Consider the following 20,961-nt stretch of genomic DNA (forward strand, 5'->3'; position numbering starts at 1 on the left):
TACGATAATTCTTAAAATCGAGGGGATGTATCGAAATAACTCCCGGAGTGATTATCCGGGAGTGAAGTATTATTTTTTTGCGGTCTGCTCGGCGGCAGCGATCCAAGAATTAAATAATGATTGGTGAGCATGTATCCAAGCATCAACCTGCGCTGAAACATCGGCACCGGTGTTTTCACCTTTGTGCATGCTCAAATTCTGCTGACTGATATCCTGTAACGGAATTTTCATTACGCTGAAGAGTTTTCTTGCTGCTGGGTTTTTTTCGGCCCATGCTTTATTCGCAATAATGTTTTCCACGTTCACGTTAAAGCCATAATTTTTCCCGTTGGGCAAACGGGTATCTTCTTTAGGCTGGCCTGGAGGCCCAGCAGAAAATGGTACCGTTAACCAAACCACGTCAGTACCCGGTTTGAGAATAAAACTGACCCAATAAGGTGTCCAAGTATAATACAGCACCGGTTTGCCGGCGTTATAGCGTGAAATAACATTAGCAATCATAGCAGAGTAACTGCCTTGATTCTGTTCCACGGTGTTGCTTAGACCATAAGCTTTCAGCTGAGCGTCAATCACTTTCCCACAAGCCCAACCCGCTTCGCAGCCGGTCAATGACGCTTTACCGTCGCCGGTATCATCGAACAGTCGTGCGATACGTGGGTCCTTAAGCTGCGAAATATCGGTGATATGGTATTTTTCTGCAGTTTTTTTATCGATCAGGTAACCCTGAGCAGCACCAGTAATATAGGGACCGGCACGGAAGAAACTCTTATCCCCTCCTGCGGCCTGATACATCTCAGATTGTAACGGCTCCCAATCATTGGCAGCGAAGGTGGCATCACCACGGGCGATGGAGGCGTAGGCAACGCTGTAATCAACTTCTTGAGTCGGTTTCACGTCGTAACCTAATTTGGCTAATGCACGATTCACCAATTCAGTCTGAAAAGATTCTTCTGCTAGGGGACTTTTTACCGGTTGGACAGTGATCCCTTTACCCGGAAGATCCTGTGCCGACACTGTTCCGCAGACAGAAAGAAATAATGCAGGGAGAATTATTTTTTTATTCACATGTTGCTCCTGTTGTTCAGATGTTTTTTACGCTAACAACCCCTTGAGAATAAATCAAATGCACAGTCCGCCTGTCGGCAGGGATATATTCTGTAATACGGGCATTATCGCCTATAAATTTATTTAGGATCCTTTAGCATAATAATTTACCGATGAACGCCGATAAGGTCGGGTTAATTTGTCCAGAACATGGGGCGATATTTAAATAAATAATGATTAATTGTGACAGTAACTATTCACAGGCTAACAAAATCTGAGGGGTAATGTTAATTCCAACCCAACAGGCGGCAATCGCCCGATAGTAAAGGGCTTAGGCAAAAAGAAGAAAGTGAATACATGTACAGAAGCCGCCCGCTCGTGCCGCTATGGGATCCAGCCACCAGCCTATCAGAAAGCTAAAATGATCATTGATGACCGTAGAGAAAAACTACTTGCCACAGAGCTTCGTAGCGACGCCACTGAAGGCTAAAAGTCGACAGCATACGTTCAGAACAAAATGCTGAGATAAGCTCAATAAGCAGGATGATTACACTAAAAGAAGGGATTTGAGGGCTATGGCAGTCGGGTAAGCCAAGCAGCACCGAGATACTACGTTGTTGGCTGTAAAAGCTGGCTGCCACGGCCACAAGGGCGTTATGGGGAAATTAGCCCCAAATCATGGCTGCCCAGCGCAGTAGTAACAGTCCTAGGCAGATCAGTACCAACATCAGTACCATTTTTCCGTATTTCTTACCAGGTGTGTTAGACATACAGCATTTCCGGTAGTAAGTGGACTGAGAGCCACAGTAGCAGATGGCGGATCAACACACAATCAACAGAAAAGGGAGATTGACTCCCTGAGTCGCACTGTGAGCCCGTCCAGATTACAGTTCATTTTTAATGCAAAATTCTTCCCAGCTCATTCCCAGCGCTTCGGCATGAGATTTGAGGTAATTTTCGATGGCCTGGGCAGCAACTGCTTTATCGGGTTCTGCCAACTGGATAGAAAAAATCATCCCGTCCAATTTTTTCTGTCGAAGAAAAGCGGCATAGATACGTTCAGCTTGGAGTTCACGACAGGCCTGAAGGGTCATTCCTGCCTGCAGTGCATCCTGTTGCGTAATTTCATCTAATGCCGCAGAAAAATCGGGATGTGCGGCAAAAAACATCTCGCGGGCGATGGCATAATAGTGTTCAGGCGTTTTCATACATAGCAGTCTGTCAGTTAGCAATAAGGAGGGGAATTGTATCTGCTTAGGCGTCAGATGTCAGGGGCTGTCCCTGTCAGTGATCAGATAAATGGCTATAATAGGCTTCTGGGGCTGCAATAGCGACAAGAGTCGATATAATGGGCCGATCGCATTTACTGTCACAGGTTGCTGAGAACAGATTATGAAAAAATGGATGTTATTACCTTTGCTGGCACTGGCTGGCTGCGCACAGATTGAGAACTATCAACAGGCTGTCAAAGTTCCAGCACCGGACGGTCTGGCAGGGGTTTGGCAGAGTGATGGCCCTCAGTCGGCACTGGTCAGTCCACAGGCACAGGCCTCCTTGATCATCAGTGATGCTGGCGACACTCTAGATTGCCGACAGTGGCAAAGAGTCATCGCTAAACCAGGAAAACTGGTACGGATTGATGACCAACTGATGAATATAAATCGTCAGTTACGCATGATGCCGATAGACCTGGATAACGGGGTGCTACATTATGACGGCCTCTCATTAAAGAAAGTATCTGCCGCAACGACAGAATGCCAGCAGGCCTTGGCCGAGAGCGCCCGATCTCCACAGCAGGCAGTTATTCAAAATATCGAGCCGACTCTGATGCAAAACCACTTTGCCGACCGTAACACCGCACAGTAATCACTGTAGTGTTTTGCCCTTGTCGTGACGTTAGCCAGACAGGGGCGTTTATCCCGTCATATCCTCATACTCTTGGTCATAGCTGCGTACCTGGGTGAAGCTTGCGGTGCGAACAGTCTCCGTCAATGATGCTCTAGGTTGTTCAATGCACACAATCTCGAGATCAATGGGCTGATTAACGGCCGATCCCGCACGCTATTCATCGCATAGCTCGGTCGTTTATAGGGGAATAATTTCTGAAGGTATCCGGTCATCTGTCGCTGAGGGTAGAGGTGGAACCTCTGTACCTGCCCTGACCGGTGACCTGCCTGTTAGAGTCAATGTGCTGTCTAGCTGTAGTTTAGGGTGGTTCTTACCCAGCCAAGCTAGGCATGACTGCCCGCCAAACAGGTATTCAGGAGTCACACTCGCAGCGGAGCCTGTACAGCCCATGAAACGGAAACATCAATGCTTAAGCCGCTATATCAGAGATTATAAATATATGCAGCAGCAGTGTGCCCACTGCGGCACACTGCTACGCCGAGTCCGTTTGTTATATGCCAACAAGCCGATCTCTCACCAGCAGATCCTTAGAATGGATCGTCAGATCACCGCTCAGGAGTGGGCGGTCTTTCGCAGTCAGTTGACCCCTGTGTGCCGTTTTTGCTCAGCCGTGACTGACAGCGCGCGAGGTCGCTTTTTTGATATTGAAGGGTTTAAACAGAATTTACTGGAGGATAAGGCTATCTGTCTGGCGACCTTAAGGGAATATGTACTGCGCCTACGGCGTTTAGATAAGCGATTAGCGGAAACCGGCTACTGTCCCAATGGAAAAGAGGTTCTCAGCCATCAATATTTGACAGATGTGTTGTTCCCAGAGAGTAAATGTGTGAACTACCAGATAGCCTTGGCGAAATATTTCAGTTACTACCCGCAGCATAAAGCTGCCAGTGATTTAGTGAGATCCTGACCTTTCGCCAAATCCGTGCGGAGCAGGGCATAATGCTACTATGCCTTTGTAGACCGATTGTGGTGAGGATAGCAGAAACAGAAATCTGGTGAGGAGCGAGTATCGCCCCTGCACTGACTAAAAGGGGCAGAAACTGCCCCGTTCAGCGTTAACCAGCGCCTCAATCAGCCCAGTGTCATCAGACTGGCGTTTCCTCCTGCAGCAGCGGTATTCACGCTCACCGATCTTTCCAGTAATAAACGTTCAGTGAGTAAGTTACTTTCACCGCGGGCAAAGCCTTGGACAGAAACTATCGGTCCGTTGCGTAGCGCAACTTGCTGGCAGACTTCGCTAAGCTGATCGGCATCACCATGGAAAATAACCGCATCAAAACTGGCTTCAAATGGAGCATCGCTAAAGTCGATTTCCGCGGCTACCAGCGGTGGTAATTGAGTATACCATTGACGATGTAAGTCGTCCTCCGGCCACAGTAGCCGACAGCCAGTACAGATCACAGCGGCCAGTTGACAGAAAGCATCTTGCGTATTGTCTGCCAAGCAGAGTACCCTTTCCCGTGGCAATAGTGCATAACTGTTACGTTCGCCGGTGGGGCCGGTCAGAAGTCTGATGCTGTGGCTTTGGTTGTGTTCAGCAAACCGCTGACATTGTGTATTCAATGCCGTCATCTGGTTGCTTTCTGCCCACGTACTCAGGGCGACGAAAGGTGCTGTTAATGATACGTCCTGATGGGAGTGCGGCAATTGTGACATTGTCAGCCTAATGGCATCTTGCGGTCGTGAGGAGAGCAGACGATACAGATAGAGTGGCCCTCCTGCTTTCGGACCGGTACCGGATAACCCTTCACCGCCAAATGGCTGAACACCGACCACTGCACCGACCATATTACGGTTCACATACAGATTCCCTGCGGCAATCCCAGCAGTAACCTTGTTTATTGTTTCATCGATGCGGCTATGTACGCCGAAGGTGAGACCATAACCAGCACTGTTGATTTCATTCATCAATGCCAGCAGCCCATCACGGCGGTAGCGGACAACATGCAGCACTGGACCAAAAATTTCCTGACGCAGGTCGCTGGCAGAATTGATTTCGATCAGTGCAGGTACCACAAAATGCCCACCTTTTAGGGCCGCCGTGCTGCCGCCACGGGTAATACGTGACACTCTGAAGCCTTTATCTGCCATGGCTTCGATATGCTGCTCAATCATCTGTCGGGCATCATCATCGATCACTGGACCTATGTCGGTATGCAGATATTCAGGATTACCGGTGCGATATTCCGCCATAGCACCGCGTAACATTTCCAGTGTGTGGTCGGCAATATCTTCCTGCAGGCAAAGTAGCCGCAAAGCGGAACAGCGTTGTCCAGCACTGTCAAAGGCTGAAGCGATGACATCGCTTACTACCTGCTCGGTGAGTGCCGAAGAATCTACAATCATGGCATTCATACCGCCGGTTTCAGCAATTAATGGGATCGGCTGGCCGGCCGGATCCAGGCGACCGGCAATATTACGTTGCAGTAATGAGGCAACGGCAGTCGAACCGGTAAAGATCACACCGCGAATAACCGTGCTGGTAACCAGTGCTGCACCGACGGTCTCGCCACGGCCGGGTAACAGTTGTAAGACACCGCGTGGAATCCCAGCTTCGTGCATGATTTCGACCGCTTTCATGGCAATTAACGGCGTTTGTTCGGCAGGTTTAGCCAGTACCGCATTACCGGCGGCCAGTGCAGCGGCTATCTGACCGGTAAAAATTGCCAGCGGGAAGTTCCATGGACTGATACAAACCACTGGCCCTAAGGGACGGTGTGTTTCGTTATCAAAACTGTCACGTACTGACGCCGCATAATAACGGAGGAAATCCACCGCCTCACGGACCTCGGCAATGGCATTGGCATAGGATTTACCGGCTTCACGTACCAAAATACCGATAAGCGGCTGCAACTGACTTTCCATATAGACAGCAGCATTATCGAGGATAGCGGCACGTTCATGGGCAGGGGTAGCAAACCAGATACTGCAGGCTCGGGTACTGGCTTCAAGAGCGGCATCCACTTCTTGTAGGCTGGCATGGCGGACAGTACCGACGAGATCGCGGGTATTTGCTGGGTTTTGCACGGCTACGGCTTTTTCCTCCTGTGGACAGGCCGGTGCATCAATTAAAGGCGCAGCATGGGCGGGCTGGCTGGCACTGTTCAGCAGTGCGCTCGACAAAGAGGCTAAACGGTGTTCATTCGAAAGGTCTAGCCCGACAGAATTCTGTCGGTCTTCACCGTAAAGGGTACGAGGCAATGGAATAGCCGGATGAGGCAGGCCGGTAATGCCTTCCTCGGCGGCCAGTGCTTCGGTAGCCGCCACAGGGTCAATGATTAAATCATCCAAAGACAGGCTCTTATCAGCGATACGATTAACGAACGAGGTATTGGCTCCGTTCTCCAACAAACGGCGAACTAGATAGGCCAATAGGGTTTCATGGGTGCCGACCGGCGCATAGATACGGCATGGGCGGTTCAGCTTACCGTCTGACAGAGGGCCGACTACCTGTTCATACAGCGGCTCCCCCATACCGTGCAGGCACTGGAATTCGTACTGGCCGGGATAATAGTTATTGCCTGCAAGCTGATAGATCGCTGCCAAGCTCTGGGCATTATGGGTAGCAAATTGCGGGTAGATCAAATTCGGCACCGACAAAAGCTTACGGGCACAGGCTAGGTAAGACACATCGGTATAGATTTTGCGGGTATAAACCGGATAACCCTCTAGGCCATCAGTCTGGGCACGCTTGATTTCACTGTCCCAGTAAGCACCTTTGACTAGGCGGATCATCAAACGGCGACGACTACGCTGTGCCAAGTCGATCAGATAATCAATCACAAAAGGACAGCGCTTTTGATAGGCCTGGATAACAAATCCGATGCCGTTCCAACCTTCAAGTTCCGGCTCGAAACACAGTCTTTCCAGCAGGTCAAGGGAAAGCTCCAAACGGTCCGCCTCTTCGGCATCAATATTAATGCCAATATCGTAGTCACGGGCCAGTAAGGTTAGGGATTTCAATGTAGGGTAGAGCTCTTCCATCACTCGATCATAGTGAGCCCGTTGATAACGGGGATGCAAGGCAGAAAGCTTAATAGAGATACCGGGCCCTTCATAAATACCACGGCCATTGGAGGCTTTACCGATTGCATGGATCGCTTGCTGATAGGATTTGAGATAAGCATCAGCATCTTTTTGTGTTAACGCTGCTTCACCGAGCATGTCATAAGAATAACGAAAACCTTTATCTTCCAAGCGGCGGGCGTTAGCCAGTGCTTCAGCAATAGATTCCCCGGTCACAAACTGTTCGCCCATCAGGCGCATAGCCATATCCACCCCTTTACGGATAACCGGCTCACCACTTTTGCTGATCAGACGGTTTAGCGAACGGGACAGGCTGTCTTCATTATGAGTGGCGACCAGTTTTCCAGTGACCAGTAAACCCCAAGTCGCCGCATTCACAAACACAGAGGTACTGCGTCCGAGATGTGACTGCCAGTTACCATGACTGATCTTATCGCGGATCAGAGCATCTCGGGTAGGTTTGTCGGGGATACGTAGCAGCGCCTCGGCAAGGCACATTAGCGCGACGCCTTCCTGAGAGGAGAGTGAAAATTCTTGTAGCAACCCTTGGACCATGCCCGAACGCCCACCCGCCGCTTTTTGATCACGAAGATGACTTGCTAATCGGTGTGCCAGCTGGTGGGTTTTCTCAGCCAACAACGGAAGCATGCGTGCGTGTTCCAAAACCATGGGCACAGCATCGGTCTCCGGGCGTCGCCAAGCGGCGGTGATCGCTGAACGGAGGACCGATTGTGGCAATACTTGTTCGGCAAAATCGAGGAAAGGCTGATGATTTTCTTCACGACCGCCAGTATCCGCTGGTACGTCGTGTTCCGCTGTATCTTCACTGTTGAGCCAAGGACTGTTTCCGGATTCTAACGATTCCAGAAGGTTGAAGACCGCCTGACGTAATAACCAGTGCGGCGTTCTGTCCAATTTCTGAGCCGCCTGCTTTAGGCGCTCCCGGGTGGGTTCATCCAACTTGACGCCCATCGTGGTAGTCGTAGCCATGGCACTCTCCGTTAACAATACAATTAGGTTGCACCAGAATATCACCTATGTTGCAACTTGTTGCAACCTTGAAAGTGCGATGCATAGCAAAACGTTATCGATGGTCACTTACTGGCTAGCGTGCGCTATCAGTTTAACGGTGGAGTATGCGCCGTAGATAGGCTGTATCGCATGAGGTTGCAGTCTCAGCGCATAAGATTGCAAGTATTGAAATTTGATCTGGCGCGGATTGTTGATAAAAACCAGGTGCAACCCAAAGCGTATAGTGTTAATTCTTTGTTAAAAGTGAAGAGTTTCACCTTCACCCTTCTTTTTCAGGCCATGGAGATGGCGAAAAGTTAGCCGCCACTCCCGGAAACGGAGAACACCATGACAGCGAGTACCCCTCTGGTAATCACCTTTATTATTTATATCGCCGGTATGCTGCTTATCGGTTTCTTTGCTTGGCGTGCGACCAAAAATTTTGATGACTATATTCTCGGTGGACGACGGCTGGGAAGTGTTGTGACCGCGCTCTCTGCCGGGGCGTCTGATATGAGTGGCTGGCTGTTAATGGGGCTGCCGGGCGCAATATTTATCGCCGGCCTTTCTGAGAGTTGGATTGCAGTCGGCCTGACGCTTGGGGCATGGCTTAACTGGAAGGTCATTGCGGGTCGTCTCCGAGTGCAGACCGAATACCATAACAATGCCCTGACGCTGCCGGATTATTTTACCAGCCGCTTTGAGGACCGCAGTAAGCTACTACGGGTGATCTCTGCCGCCATCATACTGATCTTTTTCACTATCTACTGCGCCTCCGGTATTGTTGCAGGTGCAAGGTTGTTCGAAAGCAGCTTCGGGATGAGTTATCAAACCGCGCTGTGGGCAGGTGCGGGGGCAACCATTGCCTATACGTTTCTCGGTGGCTTTTTGGCGGTGAGTTGGACAGATACCGTACAAGCGGCGTTGATGATTTTTGCTTTACTGTTAACACCGGTAATGGTGATCGTTGCTGTGGGCGGTATTCCAGAGGCATTAACGGTGATCCGTGCACATGGCTCCGGTTTTACCAATATGATGAATCGACTGGATATTCTCGGTGTTGTGTCCTTACTGGGCTGGGGCTTAGGATATTTTGGACAGCCTCATATATTGGCTCGGTTTATGGCTGCTGATTCACACCGTTCGATGCCTGCTGCTCGTCGCATCGGTATGATTTGGATGGTGCTGTGCCTGCTGGGGGCATTATCAGTGGGTTTCTTTGGTATTGCCTGGTTTGATGCCAATCCTGAGCAGGCTGCTGCCGTCAGCAGTAACGGTGAACGGGTATTTATCGAACTGGCAAAAATTTTATTTAATCCTTGGGTTGCCGGTGTGTTGTTGTCCGCTATATTGGCGGCGGTTATGTCCACTCTAAGTTGTCAGTTACTGGTTTGTTCCAGTGCCTTGACGGAAGATTTTTATCGCGCTTTTTTCCGAAAAAATGCTGGCCAGCGTGAGCGGGTTTGGGTGGGGAGGGCGATGGTATTACTGGTGGCGATCATTGCCATTTTACTGGCTAGAGATCCGCAGAATAAAGTCTTGGGGCTTGTCAGTTACGCCTGGGCAGGATTTGGGGCGGCTTTTGGCCCCGTGATCTTGTTAAGTGTCTGCTGGAAGAGAATGACCCGTAATGGTGCTTTAGCCGGCATGGTTACCGGAGCGATAACAGTTATTATCTGGAAGCAGGGCAGCTTATTCGGACTACTAGGTTGGGAAAAAACCGGCTTGCTTGCCCTGTATGAAATTATTCCTGGTTTTATTTTGGCCTCATTGGCAATCGTATTGGTGAGTTACCTAGGGGCTGTACCTTCCTCACAAGCGGTGGCGCGCTTCGAGGCTGCTCGTCAGGAATATTCTGCGGATTAACCCGCGCGACACAGAAGGATGCGACCAAATGCCATTACGGCGCATCCTTTTATTTGTGATGACCCAAATGTTCTTGGCGAGGGGGATTGGGCCGATTATCACAGGCGGATTAATTCGGCTGGCAACCTTGTCAGCCTGAAATTTAACCATGTACTGGTTCAGTGGATATGCTTAAGTTGAGTGATTAATGAGCAATAAATTAGAAAATACTCCACTTTCAATTGGTTATAATTATCCTTGGACTTTCGTTTTGGGGCACTGAAAAAATATTTCACTTTTATAGTAAAATTATTGTTGCATTCTTTTTCGCATAGGTTCAGGTTATTCCATGAGAGTTTCATCTATTATGAAGTTCCCAGGAGAGTACCTATGGAATGTTACTGTCAGTCTGTTTCAGGAAACTTTTCACTTCTACCGGCGGGTATCCATTCCGCACGTACTCATCATTCATCCTTTAACTTCCACTTGATTTCCCTTTTCCATTTCTTTTTAACCGATGCATGTACATCTCAGTATGTACGGTTGCTAATGATTGTTCGCGGCTCAAAAGGAAGCCTGTAAACCTCTAAAGCGTTCACATAACCGTGTTGCAGTGTGACACGGAAAATGAAACCAACTGTAAGGTGCTAACATGGGAAGACAGAAAGCAGTGGTCAAAGCACGTCGTGAAGCTCGTCGGGTGATTCGTCATGATTCCCGTAGTTATCGTCAGCGTGAGGAAGAGTCAGTCACTTCGCTGGTACAAATGAGTGGTCTCGACGCTATCGGTATGGCACGGGATAACCGTGATCGGTCACCCATCTCGGCCCGGAATAGTGCGCAGGCCCGTTATTTGGCGGCCATTGAAGGAAAGCAACTTATCTTCGCTACCGGAGAGGCCGGTTGCGGTAAAACGTGGATTAGCGCAGCAAAAGCTGCGGAAGCGTTGTCTAATAAAGATGTTGAACGGATTATCGTCACCCGGCCAGTTTTGCAGGCTGATGAAGATCTTGGTTTCCTGCCCGGCGATATCTCTGAAAAATTCGCCCCTTATTTCCGCCCTGTTTACGATGTACTGGTAAAACGACTGGGTGCTTCTTTTATGCAGTATTGCTTACGTCCTGAAATCGGCAAAGTCGAAATTGCCCCCTTTGCTTATATGCGTGGACGCACTTTCGAGAATGCGTTTGTTATTCTTGATGAAGCGCAAAATGTGACCGCGGCTCAGATGAAGATGTTCCTGACGCGGTTAGGCGAGAATGTTACCGTGATTGTTAACGGCGATATTACTCAGTGTGATCTTCCTTGTGGGGTGACATCGGGTCTTGCCGATGCACTACAGCGTTTTGAGGACGATGAGTTGGTCGGGTTGGTTCGTTTTGATGCCCAAGATTGCGTGCGTTCAGAGTTGTGCCAAAGAACCCTACATGCTTACAGTTAGCCGTTAAACTCTAAGACGATGGTCTCCTAATATTTATGAAAACCCAGCGTTGGCTGGGTTTTTTTTGCTTGTTTTTTGAGCGAGTAAAGTGCTTTTTAATTTATAAGTTAGCTCATTATTACGGGTGTACTGTGTCATTTAGTGAATACCATTTATATAACCAACTGAAAGAAATAATTATTTTTATTTTGATCTCGAAGGGAACAGGAGAGTTAAACGTTGAGATGGCGTGGAAAGGGTCGCAGAGCCGCGGATCTTGTCCTACAGTTTTAAGCAGACAACTTAACGATGCACGCTAACGCTACAGGAGGGATTATGGAAGCTCAGACAGTATTGATTACCGGAGCAGGCACAGGTTTTGGCAAGGAAAGCGCGTTTCTATTAGCCAAAGCGGGTTACCGGGTCATCGCTACTACCGAAGCCGTTGCACAGATCCAGACTCTTAAAACGGAAGCCAAAGCGGCAGGTTTAGATATACAGTTCCGTAAATTAGATATTACCGATGAAAATGATCGCTTGCAGGCGGCGGAATGGGATATTGATATTCTCCTGAACAATGCTGGTATCTCTGAAGGTGGGGCAGTCGTCGATCTGCCAGAAGATAAACTACGCCGTCAGTTTGAGGTTAATGTGTTCGGCACCGTACTGCTGACCCAATTATTCGCCCGTCAGTTTATCGAGAAGCGTAAGGGGAAAATTGTCATTGTTTCTTCGGTCGCGGGTATCACTACTGACCCGTTTGCTGGGGCTTACTCCGCGAGCAAACATGCGTTGGAAGCGTTTGCTGAAGCACTGCATATTGAGCTCAGTGAGTTTGGGGTGCAGGTGGCGACAGTCAATCCAGGTCCGATCCTTACCGGATTCAATGATCGTATGTTTGAGGCGTGGGAACACTGGTGGCCGGAAGATAAGGCAGATACAGTCTTCGATTACAGCAAGCTTGCTTTCCCACACGAGCAATATCAGCCGACTCAGGTCTCTGAATTGATTGTGCGAGTGGTGACCGGGGAAGAGACCCATTTCCGAAATGTGGTTCCGCAGGAGATAATCTCAGGCACTCGTCAGCAAATGGATGAAAAGTGGCAGCGTAAAGTCACCGAAAGGGCTGAACGTCACTCGTTGGTTCAGACTGCTTATGAAATTGCCCCCGAAACACCAAATGGTAAATAATGACGGCAGCACACCGCCCCATAAAGGGGCGGTTTTTTTGTGTGTTAACGATGCTTGCCGCGCGAAAATGGACTTTTGCTTTTTTCTCTAAAGTAAGAAATTAGTAAAAACAGTGCAACGATCAACAGGACAATAGCGATACCTAACAATAGATAATTCATCATAATGTTTCCCCGAGATAAAAATTGGAATTATTTCGATTTAATATTAAATAGATAAATATATATTCCACTTATACCTTAAAGAGATCTGTATCAAATAGCATTGCGGCCATGTCTTAAATGTCGACACAACATAAGTGTTAGGTCACCGATAACATCGCATCATCCCTTTCCCCATCAGACCTGTAAGACAGTATTCCGACGTGGGTTCTGTGATCCTTAGTGATTTTTTCGGGTTAATCTCAGATAAAAACAGTGCTAAGGGTATCTTTGATCATGGGTCATGACGAAACAGACTAACTGGAAGGGTAAAATGTGCGTTAAGTTAACCTAAGACTTTGTCATCCTCTTCTATGAAAAATTCACATAGCGTTGAGTGAACGGAAAACCGATCATCAGTGGAGCTTTTATGGATCGTCGTCAGTTCTTAGTAGGGATCACCAGCTGCTTAGCAGCTGCCCACCTCAAAGCCAGAACTTTGCCTGACCAGCAGTTACCACTATGGCCTAATGGCCCGCCGGGTGGTGGCGGCCCACAGGGACCCTTACGTGTTTCATCCAGTGGTGCGATTTCTCATATCCGAGTGCCGATGCTGACTTGTATCGCACCAGAAACCTCTAATGGTTATGGTGTGCTAGTGGCGGCAGGGGGAGGATACCGGCACATTGAGATGCGTAAAGAAGCTTGGCCGGCTGCGAAATGGTTAGTACAAGGGGGTTTTACTGCCTACATTTTGACCTATAGACTGCCTGGTGAAGGTTGGCATGACGGTAGTAGGGTCGCACTACAAGATGCTCAGCGAGCACTGCGAATTATCCATTCGCAACATACCCGATGTGGTGTGCTAGGTTTTTCTGCCGGAGGCCATCTGCTGGGTATGGCGGTAAATCGCCCCAATTATACCAGTTATGCCCCACAAGATAGCCTCGATAGATTGCCAGCAACTGCAGAGCGAGCAGCCCTGATTTACCCGATTATTACCCTCGATCCGCCCTATACGCATACCTCGACCCATAAGCTGCTGGTGGGCCCTCGTGGCAACTTGGCACAAGATAATCACTGGTCAGTGCAAAACTTTGTGACGCCTCAGTCTCCGCCATTTTTTTTGGTACAGGCGGAAGATGACCCGGTTTCCAATCCGCAAAATACCTTGATTATGCAACAGGCCTGCTTGCGGGCTGGGGTGCCGGTAGAATTATTACGGTATCCCACCGGTGGCCATGGTTTTGCTCTGGGACGGCCGGGTACGGAGACGGTGCAATGGCCAGCGCATTATCAGCAGTGGCTTCAGGAATGGGTCAACAACCGTAGCCGTTAATCACACCATTACCACCACCGGCAGAGTAATCGGCTCATAGAATGAAGGGATGGTCTGCGCCACTGCGTGGCTGGCCCTACGGGTGGCCTGCGGCCAACCAAAACTGCGTTTTGTCGAACCCTGCGAGGGTTCTCACCCTCCCTGTACGGAATTACAGGTAATAAAAAAGCCTGAACGTGAGTTCAGGCTCTTCTATGAAATGATGGCGGTGAGGGAGGGATGGTCTGCGCCACTGCGTGGCTGGCCCTTCGGGTGGCCTGCGGCCAACCAAAACTGCGTTTTGTCGAACCCTGCGAGGGTTCTCACCCTCCCTGTACGGAATTACAGGTAATAAAAAAGCCTGAACGTGAGTTCAGGCTCTTCTATGAAATGATGGCGGTGAGGGAGTGATGGTCTGCGCCACTGCGTGGCTGGCCCTCCGGGTGGCCTGCGGCCAACCAAAACTACGTTTTGTCGAACCCTGCGAGGGTTCTCACCCTCCCTGTACGGAATTACAGGTAATAAAAAAGCCTGAACGTGAGTTCAGGCTCTTCTATGAAATGATGGCGGTGAGGGAGGGATTCGAACCCTCGATACGTTGCCGTATACACACTTTCCAGGCGTGCTCCTTCAGCCACTCGGACACCTCACCACATTTTGTTTGCTTGCCGTCTCAGCGGCTAACGGGGCGGTACTATAGGGAGTCAGTTGCAAAGGGTCAAGATTTTTTTTTCTGTTTCGTTTCGCATGGTTAACTCCTGAGCGAATCGCGCTGTATTACAGCGATTCGCTCGGTTTTTATGCCGGCAAACCGCTTAATACTGGGATTACTCTTTAACGTGGCTGGCGTACTTTTTACGGAGTTTCTGCAATTTTGGGGGGATCACCGCGAGACAAAAACCATTACGTTGCCCTTCACCAGCCCAGTAGTCCTGGTGGTAGGCCTCAGCCGGGTACCATGTCTGTAAGGGTTCAATGGTGGTGACGATCGGCTGGTTGTGATCCAGTGCAGCCCTGGCGATCGCTGCCTTGGCTTCAATGGCTTGCGCCTCGTTTGCTGGGAAAATCGCAGACCGGTATTGGGTACCGATATCATTTCCCTGGCGGTTAAGCTGGGTCGGATCATGAGTCGCGAAACTGATGTCCAGTAAATCGCCATAGCTGACAACCGCCGGATCGAAGCCGATACGAATCGCCTCTGCATGGCCGGTATCACCCTGACAGACTTGCTGGTAAGTCGGGGAGGGAGTGTGCCCGCCGGTATAACCGCTTTCTACCGTTTCAACGCCCTGAATGCTTTTAAATACTGCTTCGGTACACCAGAAGCATCCTCCTGCAATCACTGCATATTCTATAGCCATAATCGTTACTCTCTGTTTAGACGGATAGACAGGTTAATTCTATCAGATAAGTGCGCAGGATCCTGTTTCAACTCCAGCAGCACAAAAGGTATATGTGGACAGATTTTTTCGTGAACTAGTAAAGTTTTCTGCAGGGAGTCAACAGAGCAGGGGGCGGTGAAGTTAAAAAAACGGTCTATACTTAACAATAGAGCAACAAATTTAACCTAAATCAGGGGGCGATATTAGCGGAAGCGGCCACACTAATAAAAGCAGCTAATGAGACTATTTCAGAACGGCGATTTCGCTCCACAATATTAATACCAGTAGCGGAATGATTTGCAGAATTTACAGGAGATCATGTGGAAAATAGAAAAGACCCTTTGCTCGGAATTAGCATGGAGCGTGCGGCCTTCTTTTTCGATATTGATGGTACCCTGGCAGCCTTACAGGAAACCCCGGAAATGGTCAGCATACCCTCTCATGTCCGTAAGGACCTGTCACAACTCAGTAAGCAGTGTGGTGGCGCACTGGCAGTGGTATCTGGCAGACCTTTATCTCAGATCGATCAACTGTTTAATCCGCTAGTGCTCCCTGCTGCGGGGATCCATGGTGCAGAGTGGCGGGATCTTCAGGGTGTGGTATCTCGTACTTCCACTGATCCTCAAACCTTGAAACGTATCGAACAGCGTCTTGAGCAGGGCATCAAACAGCTGCCAGGCGTAGTGTTAGAGAAAAAACGGATCGCTTTTGCGCTCCATTATCGACAGGCCAGGGCATGGAGTCATCAGACTAGAGAATTGGCCCGCACAGTAGCTGAGGAGTTTCCTGGGTTGGCGTTACAGTCAGGAAAATGTGTAGCGGAGCTTAAACCTGCCAGTATCGATAAGGGCGTCGCGATTACTCGTTTGATGCAGCAAAACCCTTTTAACGGACGGGTACCGGTTTTTTTCGGCGATGATTTAACCGATGAGCGCGGATTTAAAGTCGTTAACCAGTTACAGGGGATCTCTGTAAAAGTAGGGGAAGGACAGACTCAGGCCCGTTATCGCCTGCATTCTACAGACGATGTTTACGCTTGGATTAAGCAGGTTCTTGAGCCAAGGATTCGACAATCACCACCTCTGAGGAGCGTTCAGAATGGGACAGTTAGTCGTAGTTTCTAACCGTGTAGCCTTACCGGAAAACGGCAAAAGCAGCGCCGGTGGGTTGGCAGTAGGGATCCTAGATGCGCTCAAAGAAAACGGCGGAATGTGGTTTGGTTGGAACGGAGAAATAAGTGAAATCTCCGGTGAAGAAGAGAAGGTCACTATTCTCCGCGATCAGGGTATCGATTATGCTTCTTTCAGCTTGGATCAGAATGACTATGATCTTTACTACAGCCAGTTTTCAAATGCCGTCCTCTGGCCAGCCTTCCATTATCGGCTCGATCTGGTCGATTATCAGCGTACTGCTTGGCGTGGCTATTGCCGAGTCAATCTGTTGCTGGCAGATCGCCTTACTCCATTGCTTTCAGAGGATGATATTGTCTGGGTCCACGATTATCACCTGATCCCGCTGGCAGAGGCATTACGTCAGCATAACCAGCGACAGCCGCTAGGTTTTTTCCTGCATATCCCGTTTCCGTCTCCTGAAGTGTTCAATTCTATTCCCAACCATGCGCGGATGCTGGAAATGCTCTGTCACTATGACTTGTTGGGTTTTCAAACCGAAACGGATAAACAGGCCTTTCTGAGTACCTTGGCGCAGGAAACCTGTCTCAGACAAACGGAAGCCGGTTACTACAATGCCTATGGACGCTCATTTAAGGTTTCCCATTACCCCATCGGTATCGAACCGGAAAGTATCCGGCAGATAGCCTCAGGACCTTTGCCACCGAAAATGGCGGCAATCAAAGATGAACTAGGGGATGCGAAAAATATCATCGCTTGCGAGCGCCTCGATTATTCAAAGGGGTTACCAGAACGCTTCCTTGCCTTTGAGGCACTGCTAGAACATTACCCGCAACACCGCGGGCATATCCGCTATACACAGATTGCCCCGACTTCACGGGGTGAAGTTCAGGCCTACCAGACCATACGTCATAAGTTGGAAACTGAGGCGGGGAGGATCAACGGCAAGTATGGCACCCTGAGTTGGACGCCGCTTTATTATCTTAACCAGCATTTCGACCGCCGTTTATTGATGAAGATTTTCCGTTTGACGGATATCGCGCTAGTGACACCATTGCGTGACGGTATGAACTTAGTGGCTAAAGAGTATGTTGCCGCGCAAGATCCAGAAGATCCTGGCGTTCTGATCTTGTCACGGTTTGCTGGGGCGGCGGATGAATTGACGTCTGCTCTGATCGTCAATCCCTACGACCGTGGTGATGTGGCAGCGGCGATTAATCAAGCGCTGAATATGAGCCGCAGTGAAAGGATTACGCGTCATCAGCAAATGATGAAAGTGCTTAAATGGCAAACTATTGACCGCTGGCGTGATACTTTCCTGCAGGATCTGCGGGATACTGGACATATTGCACCGGCGGTATTGCCAGATAAAGGGCAGAGTACGGTGTTTCTTCCTTAAGACGTTAAGATGGGGTTGCTTGCCAAAGATCTGTCTAACGTTTCTCCCTGCCTGACCACACAAGCTTCCGTTTGACTAAAGGGGCACACTGTCCGATTAAGTAAGCATCGTTCAAAAGCTAATAGGGCCTGCCTGCCATTCGGCGGTGACCAATTTAAGAATATTTCATATCAATGATCCCAATCGATAATGATCCTATTCCCCCTAGGGGCGGGAAAGGGCAGATTATCCCTTGTCAGGAGCAAGAACCATGACGGAGGATAAAGTATGGAGTGCCATCTTCGGCTTAAAAATATTTACGAGTGTAATCTGTCCTATTTGCTGCTGGCCCGCCAGTTACTTGCCGAGGACTGGCCGACGGCGTTGTATCGTCTTGGGCTCAGCGACGATATGGCGACTGCACTCGTAGAGCTGTCCCCGACAGGGATGATTAGGTTGGCTGAGACCGGGCAGCTGATTTGTCAGTTGCGTATCAGTGATGTTGAGGATGTGCGGCGCATGAGCCGGAGTTCACGGATTGATGGACTGCAACCGCTGTATAACGACATTATGCTTGCCAGTAAAGGGACTGTACGGTGATCAATAGCCAGTATTTGCCTGATAGGAGGTTCTGCCATGTTGCGTGACGCAGCAGAGATCCTCTGTGCGGGAGAGCTCATCCGTCTTGGCGCACGCCTGCCATTGTTAGAAAGTGTCACTGCGTTAAGTCGACGTAAACTGACTAGGCTCTACAAACAGGTGGCCGGTACTCCGCCATCTACTGGGCAATTACCGTATTCTGCTGACTGGTTTATCAATTGGCAGCATAACCTGCATGCCACGGCATTTTATCATGTGTGGGTTGGGGTCCAGCCACAAAAAAAGGCATCTGCAGCCGCTTGTCTACTCAGTGCCTACCGATTATATCTGGAAAACTGCCCGCCCGGATGCGTATCTCCGCTGACCTTGACCCGTGCTTGGATGCTTATCCGATTCTGCCAAGCGGGGATGCTAGAGCTTATTCCCTGTAGCCACTGTGGCGGCAAATTCATTAATCACCGCCATCAGCCGCAAGGTAGCTTTATCTGTTGTTTCTGCCAACCACCGTCGCGTGCACAACATCGGTGCCAGCCCTTAGAGCAAGCATAGTGGTCGGCAGAGAACACATCGACATCCAGTGGGCATAAAAAAAGCTGAAAGCACTGTGGCTTTCAGCTTATTCGGGCCAGCCATAAACGATGGGCAACAGCAGTCCTTATCAGGACTGTGAAGGACGATTACATACGTTCTACGGTATTGATACCTAGGGTATCCAATCCGGCTTTCAGCGTTCTTGCGGTTAAGCTGGCCAGCTTCAGGCGGCTCTGGCGGGTCTGGTTATCTTCCGCAGCCAGGATGGGGCAGTGCTCGTAGAAACCTGAGAACAGGCCGGCTAGGTCATAGAGATAGGCGCACATCACATGTGGAGTCCCTTCACGCGCGACTTGCAGCAAGGTCTCTTCGAACTGTAGGAGACGGGTCGCCAGTGCCGCTTCACGGCTTTCGGTCAGGAACAGCTCACCGGTCAGTGACTGCTCATCCACTTCGGCTTTTCGGAACACAGACAATACGCGGGTGTAGGCGTACAGCAGGTAAGGTGCCGTATTCCCCTCAAAGGCCAACATGTTATCCCAATCGAAGATATAGTCGGTGGTACGGTTTTTTGACAGGTCGGCATATTTCACGGCACCGATACCGATCACTTCTGCCAACGCGTTCAATTCCTCTGGGTCCATCTCTGGGTTTTTGCTTTTCACTAGCGTGAGTGCACGCTCGTGGGCTTCGTCCAACAGGTCTGCAAGCTTAATGGTTCCGCCAGCACGGGTCTTGAACGGACGACCATCTTTGCCCAGCATCATACCGAACATATGATGTTCCAGCGGGATACTCTCTGGTACATAGCCCGCCTTACGGACAATAGTCCAAGCTTGCATCAGGTGCTGATGCTGACGGGAATCGATATAATAGAGAACCCGGTCCGCTTTCAGAGTTTCATAGCGGTATTTGGCACAGGCAATATCTGTGGTGGTATACAGGTAGCCGCCATCCTTTTTACGGATGATGACGCCCATAGGTTCACCTTCTTTATTTTTATATTCGTCGAGGAAAACGACGATCGCGCCTTCACTTTCCACCGCCAGACCTTTCTGCTGCAGATCCGCAACGATCCCAGGCAGCATAGGGTTGTACAGGCTCTCGCCCATGACATCATCACGGGTCAGGCTGACATTCAGGCGGTTATAGTTGAACTGGTTCTGTGCCATGGTGATATCCACCAGTTTTTTCCACATCTCAGCACAGTACTGATCACCGCCCTGTAACTTGACGACATAACTCCGGGCGCGTTCGGCAAAAGCTTCGTCCTGATCATACAGCTGTTTAGCTTCACGATAGAAAGCTTCGAGGTCAGAAAGGGCAATGTCGCTATTCTGCTCTTGCTGCTTTTTCTCAAGAAAAGCAATTAACATTCCGAACTGAGTCCCCCAGTCACCAATATGGTTAGCGCGGATCACCGTATGCCCTAGATACTCTAGGGTACGGGCAGCTGCATCACCAATGATGGTGGAACGAAGGTGGCCGACGTGCATTTCTTTCGCGACGTTTGGGGCCGAGTAATCGATCACGATACGCTGCGGAGCGACGCCAGAAATACTGAGTTTGTCACTATCCAACGCCAAGCTTGCTTGCGTTGCCAGCCAGCTAGGGTCGAGGAAAATATTGATAAAACCAGGACCGGCAATTTCAGTTTTTGCCGCAATTCCGTTCAGATCAAGGTTTGCAACAACCTGCTCCGCAAACTGACGTGGCGCCCGGCCCAGCTTTTTGGCAATGGCCATAATGCCGTTGGCCTGATAGTCACCAAACTGTGGTTTGGCAGACTGACGGACCTGAGGTTCACAGTCACTCGCAGCACCTGCTGCGATCATTGCCTGACTGACTTTTGCTGAAAGAAGCGCCTGAATATTCACCGAATTACCTTCATAAGCTGTTAAAACCCTCGCCGGACCCTCTGTGATGGCCGGCAGCCGCTAACAAAATGAGCGGTCATGGGAGTGTTATCGAAATTAATCTGCCAGTATACGTGAATCCGCCGGTGGCGTCAGTAGCCATGTCGCCGTACAGGGATGA

17 protein-coding genes, 1 tRNA gene and 1 other RNA gene are annotated in these 20,961 nt (G+C 49.7%); 11 read left to right on the forward strand and 8 right to left on the reverse strand.

Features of this window, described 5'->3' with window-relative positions; translation table 11 throughout:
• Nucleotides 1-69 precede the first annotated feature (69 nt).
• A complete protein-coding gene (gene proX, locus DW47_RS0112455) occupies nucleotides 70-1,065 on the reverse strand; it encodes a glycine betaine/L-proline ABC transporter substrate-binding protein ProX (protein WP_051150945.1) in 996 nt (331 codons plus the stop codon).
• A 328-nt stretch (nucleotides 1,066-1,393) separates the two neighbouring features.
• Between proX and DW47_RS17515 the strand changes: the two genes are divergently transcribed.
• The gene (locus tag DW47_RS17515; protein ID WP_161606706.1) at nucleotides 1,394-1,534 is read left to right on the forward strand and encodes a hypothetical protein; all 141 of its coding nucleotides are present in this window, start codon (nucleotides 1,394-1,396) and stop codon (nucleotides 1,532-1,534) included.
• Between the two features lie 175 nt (nucleotides 1,535-1,709).
• Here DW47_RS17515 and yniD read toward each other — a convergent pair whose 3' ends face one another.
• Together yniD and DW47_RS0112465 are read right to left on the reverse strand one after the other, a co-directional pair.
• Entirely contained in the window at nucleotides 1,710-1,814 is a 105-nt protein-coding gene (gene yniD / locus DW47_RS17750) for a small membrane protein YniD (protein WP_241430743.1), read from the reverse strand.
• A 114-nt stretch (nucleotides 1,815-1,928) separates the two neighbouring features.
• The gene (locus DW47_RS0112465; protein ID WP_029686738.1) at nucleotides 1,929-2,252 is read right to left on the reverse strand and encodes a DUF6388 family protein; all 324 of its coding nucleotides are present in this window, start codon (nucleotides 2,250-2,252) and stop codon (nucleotides 1,929-1,931) included.
• Between the two features lie 184 nt (nucleotides 2,253-2,436).
• On the opposite strand from DW47_RS0112465, the gene yedD reads away from it, so the two are divergent.
• A complete protein-coding gene (gene yedD / locus DW47_RS0112470; RefSeq protein WP_029686739.1) occupies nucleotides 2,437-2,910 on the forward strand; it encodes a lipoprotein YedD in 474 nt (157 codons plus the stop codon).
• Between the two features lie 430 nt (nucleotides 2,911-3,340).
• Nucleotides 3,341-3,859, forward strand: coding sequence for a flagella biosynthesis regulatory protein FliZ (locus DW47_RS0112475; protein ID WP_051150946.1), 519 nt, complete (start codon nucleotides 3,341-3,343; stop codon nucleotides 3,857-3,859).
• 164 nt (nucleotides 3,860-4,023) lie between these two features.
• Here DW47_RS0112475 and putA read toward each other — a convergent pair whose 3' ends face one another.
• On the reverse strand, nucleotides 4,024-7,968 hold the full coding sequence (gene putA, locus DW47_RS0112480) for a trifunctional transcriptional regulator/proline dehydrogenase/L-glutamate gamma-semialdehyde dehydrogenase (protein ID WP_029686741.1): 3,945 nt from the start codon (nucleotides 7,966-7,968) through the stop codon (nucleotides 4,024-4,026).
• Between the two features lie 369 nt (nucleotides 7,969-8,337).
• Between putA and putP the strand changes: the two genes are divergently transcribed.
• The 4 genes from putP to DW47_RS0112505 all read left to right on the forward strand — a co-directional run bounded on the left by putP (nucleotide 8,338) and on the right by DW47_RS0112505 (nucleotide 13,924).
• Nucleotides 8,338-9,855, forward strand: a complete 1,518-nt coding sequence (putP, locus tag DW47_RS0112490; protein WP_029686742.1) for a sodium/proline symporter PutP — start codon at nucleotides 8,338-8,340, stop codon at nucleotides 9,853-9,855.
• Between the two features lie 631 nt (nucleotides 9,856-10,486).
• A complete protein-coding gene (phoH, locus tag DW47_RS0112495) occupies nucleotides 10,487-11,275 on the forward strand; it encodes a phosphate starvation-inducible protein PhoH (RefSeq protein ID WP_029686743.1) in 789 nt (262 codons plus the stop codon).
• A 315-nt stretch (nucleotides 11,276-11,590) separates the two neighbouring features.
• Entirely contained in the window at nucleotides 11,591-12,445 is an 855-nt protein-coding gene (locus DW47_RS0112500) for an SDR family oxidoreductase (protein ID WP_029686744.1), read from the forward strand.
• A 570-nt stretch (nucleotides 12,446-13,015) separates the two neighbouring features.
• Nucleotides 13,016-13,924 carry an alpha/beta hydrolase gene (locus DW47_RS0112505; RefSeq protein WP_029686745.1) on the forward strand — a complete coding sequence of 303 codons (909 nt, stop codon included), beginning with the start codon at nucleotides 13,016-13,018 and terminating at the stop codon, nucleotides 13,922-13,924.
• A gap of 203 nt (nucleotides 13,925-14,127) precedes the next feature.
• On the opposite strand, the gene DW47_RS17055 is transcribed toward DW47_RS0112505, so the two are convergent.
• The 3 genes from DW47_RS17055 to msrA all read right to left on the reverse strand — a co-directional run bounded on the left by DW47_RS17055 (nucleotide 14,128) and on the right by msrA (nucleotide 15,264).
• Nucleotides 14,128-14,250, reverse strand: a non-coding RNA gene (locus tag DW47_RS17055) — RtT sRNA.
• Between the two features lie 217 nt (nucleotides 14,251-14,467).
• Nucleotides 14,468-14,555, reverse strand: a tRNA-Ser gene (locus tag DW47_RS0112510).
• Between the two features lie 175 nt (nucleotides 14,556-14,730).
• A complete protein-coding gene (msrA, locus tag DW47_RS0112515; RefSeq protein WP_029686746.1) occupies nucleotides 14,731-15,264 on the reverse strand; it encodes a peptide-methionine (S)-S-oxide reductase MsrA in 534 nt (177 codons plus the stop codon).
• Between the two features lie 341 nt (nucleotides 15,265-15,605).
• Between msrA and otsB the strand changes: the two genes are divergently transcribed.
• The 4 genes from otsB to DW47_RS0112535 all read left to right on the forward strand — a co-directional run bounded on the left by otsB (nucleotide 15,606) and on the right by DW47_RS0112535 (nucleotide 18,942).
• Nucleotides 15,606-16,409, forward strand: a complete 804-nt coding sequence (otsB, locus tag DW47_RS0112520) for a trehalose-phosphatase (protein ID WP_338151559.1) — start codon at nucleotides 15,606-15,608, stop codon at nucleotides 16,407-16,409.
• Nucleotides 16,384-17,814, forward strand: coding sequence for an alpha,alpha-trehalose-phosphate synthase (gene otsA / locus DW47_RS0112525; RefSeq protein ID WP_051150948.1), 1,431 nt, complete (start codon nucleotides 16,384-16,386; stop codon nucleotides 17,812-17,814). The genes otsB and otsA overlap by 26 nt, the downstream gene beginning before the upstream one ends.
• Nucleotides 17,815-18,081: 267 nt before the next feature.
• The gene (gene flhD / locus DW47_RS0112530; RefSeq protein WP_038027551.1) at nucleotides 18,082-18,393 is read left to right on the forward strand and encodes a flagellar transcriptional regulator FlhD; all 312 of its coding nucleotides are present in this window, start codon (nucleotides 18,082-18,084) and stop codon (nucleotides 18,391-18,393) included.
• A 36-nt stretch (nucleotides 18,394-18,429) separates the two neighbouring features.
• Nucleotides 18,430-18,942, forward strand: a complete 513-nt coding sequence (locus DW47_RS0112535; RefSeq protein ID WP_051150949.1) for a FlhC family transcriptional regulator — start codon at nucleotides 18,430-18,432, stop codon at nucleotides 18,940-18,942.
• Nucleotides 18,943-19,070: 128 nt separating this feature from the next.
• On the opposite strand, the gene argS is transcribed toward DW47_RS0112535, so the two are convergent.
• Nucleotides 19,071-20,801: an arginine--tRNA ligase gene (gene argS, locus DW47_RS0112540; protein ID WP_029686751.1), complete on the reverse strand. Its 1,731-nt coding sequence runs from the start codon at nucleotides 20,799-20,801 to the stop codon at nucleotides 19,071-19,073.
• Nucleotides 20,802-20,961: the final 160 nt, after the last annotated feature.

The sequence above is a fragment of the Tatumella saanichensis genome (assembly GCF_000439375.1).
In the GTDB taxonomy this organism is placed as follows: domain Bacteria; phylum Pseudomonadota; class Gammaproteobacteria; order Enterobacterales; family Enterobacteriaceae; genus Tatumella; species Tatumella saanichensis.

Coding starts and splice junctions, on each gene's coding strand:
- yniD (WP_241430743.1), bottom strand. CDS start 1,814: ATGTCTAACACACCTGGTAAGAAATACGGAAAAATGGTACTGATGTTG.
- DW47_RS0112465 (WP_029686738.1), bottom strand. CDS start 2,252: ATGAAAACGCCTGAACACTATTATGCCATCGCCCGCGAGATGTTTTTT.
- yedD (WP_029686739.1), top strand. CDS start 2,437: ATGAAAAAATGGATGTTATTACCTTTGCTGGCACTGGCTGGCTGCGCA.
- DW47_RS0112475 (WP_051150946.1), top strand. CDS start 3,341: ATGAAACGGAAACATCAATGCTTAAGCCGCTATATCAGAGATTATAAA.
- putA (WP_029686741.1), bottom strand. CDS start 7,968: ATGGCTACGACTACCACGATGGGCGTCAAGTTGGATGAACCCACCCGG.
- putP (WP_029686742.1), top strand. CDS start 8,338: ATGACAGCGAGTACCCCTCTGGTAATCACCTTTATTATTTATATCGCC.
- phoH (WP_029686743.1), top strand. CDS start 10,487: ATGGGAAGACAGAAAGCAGTGGTCAAAGCACGTCGTGAAGCTCGTCGG.
- DW47_RS0112500 (WP_029686744.1), top strand. CDS start 11,591: ATGGAAGCTCAGACAGTATTGATTACCGGAGCAGGCACAGGTTTTGGC.
- DW47_RS0112505 (WP_029686745.1), top strand. CDS start 13,016: ATGGATCGTCGTCAGTTCTTAGTAGGGATCACCAGCTGCTTAGCAGCT.
- msrA (WP_029686746.1), bottom strand. CDS start 15,264: ATGGCTATAGAATATGCAGTGATTGCAGGAGGATGCTTCTGGTGTACC.
- otsA (WP_051150948.1), top strand. CDS start 16,384: ATGGGACAGTTAGTCGTAGTTTCTAACCGTGTAGCCTTACCGGAAAAC.
- flhD (WP_038027551.1), top strand. CDS start 18,082: ATGGAGTGCCATCTTCGGCTTAAAAATATTTACGAGTGTAATCTGTCC.
- DW47_RS0112535 (WP_051150949.1), top strand. CDS start 18,430: ATGTTGCGTGACGCAGCAGAGATCCTCTGTGCGGGAGAGCTCATCCGT.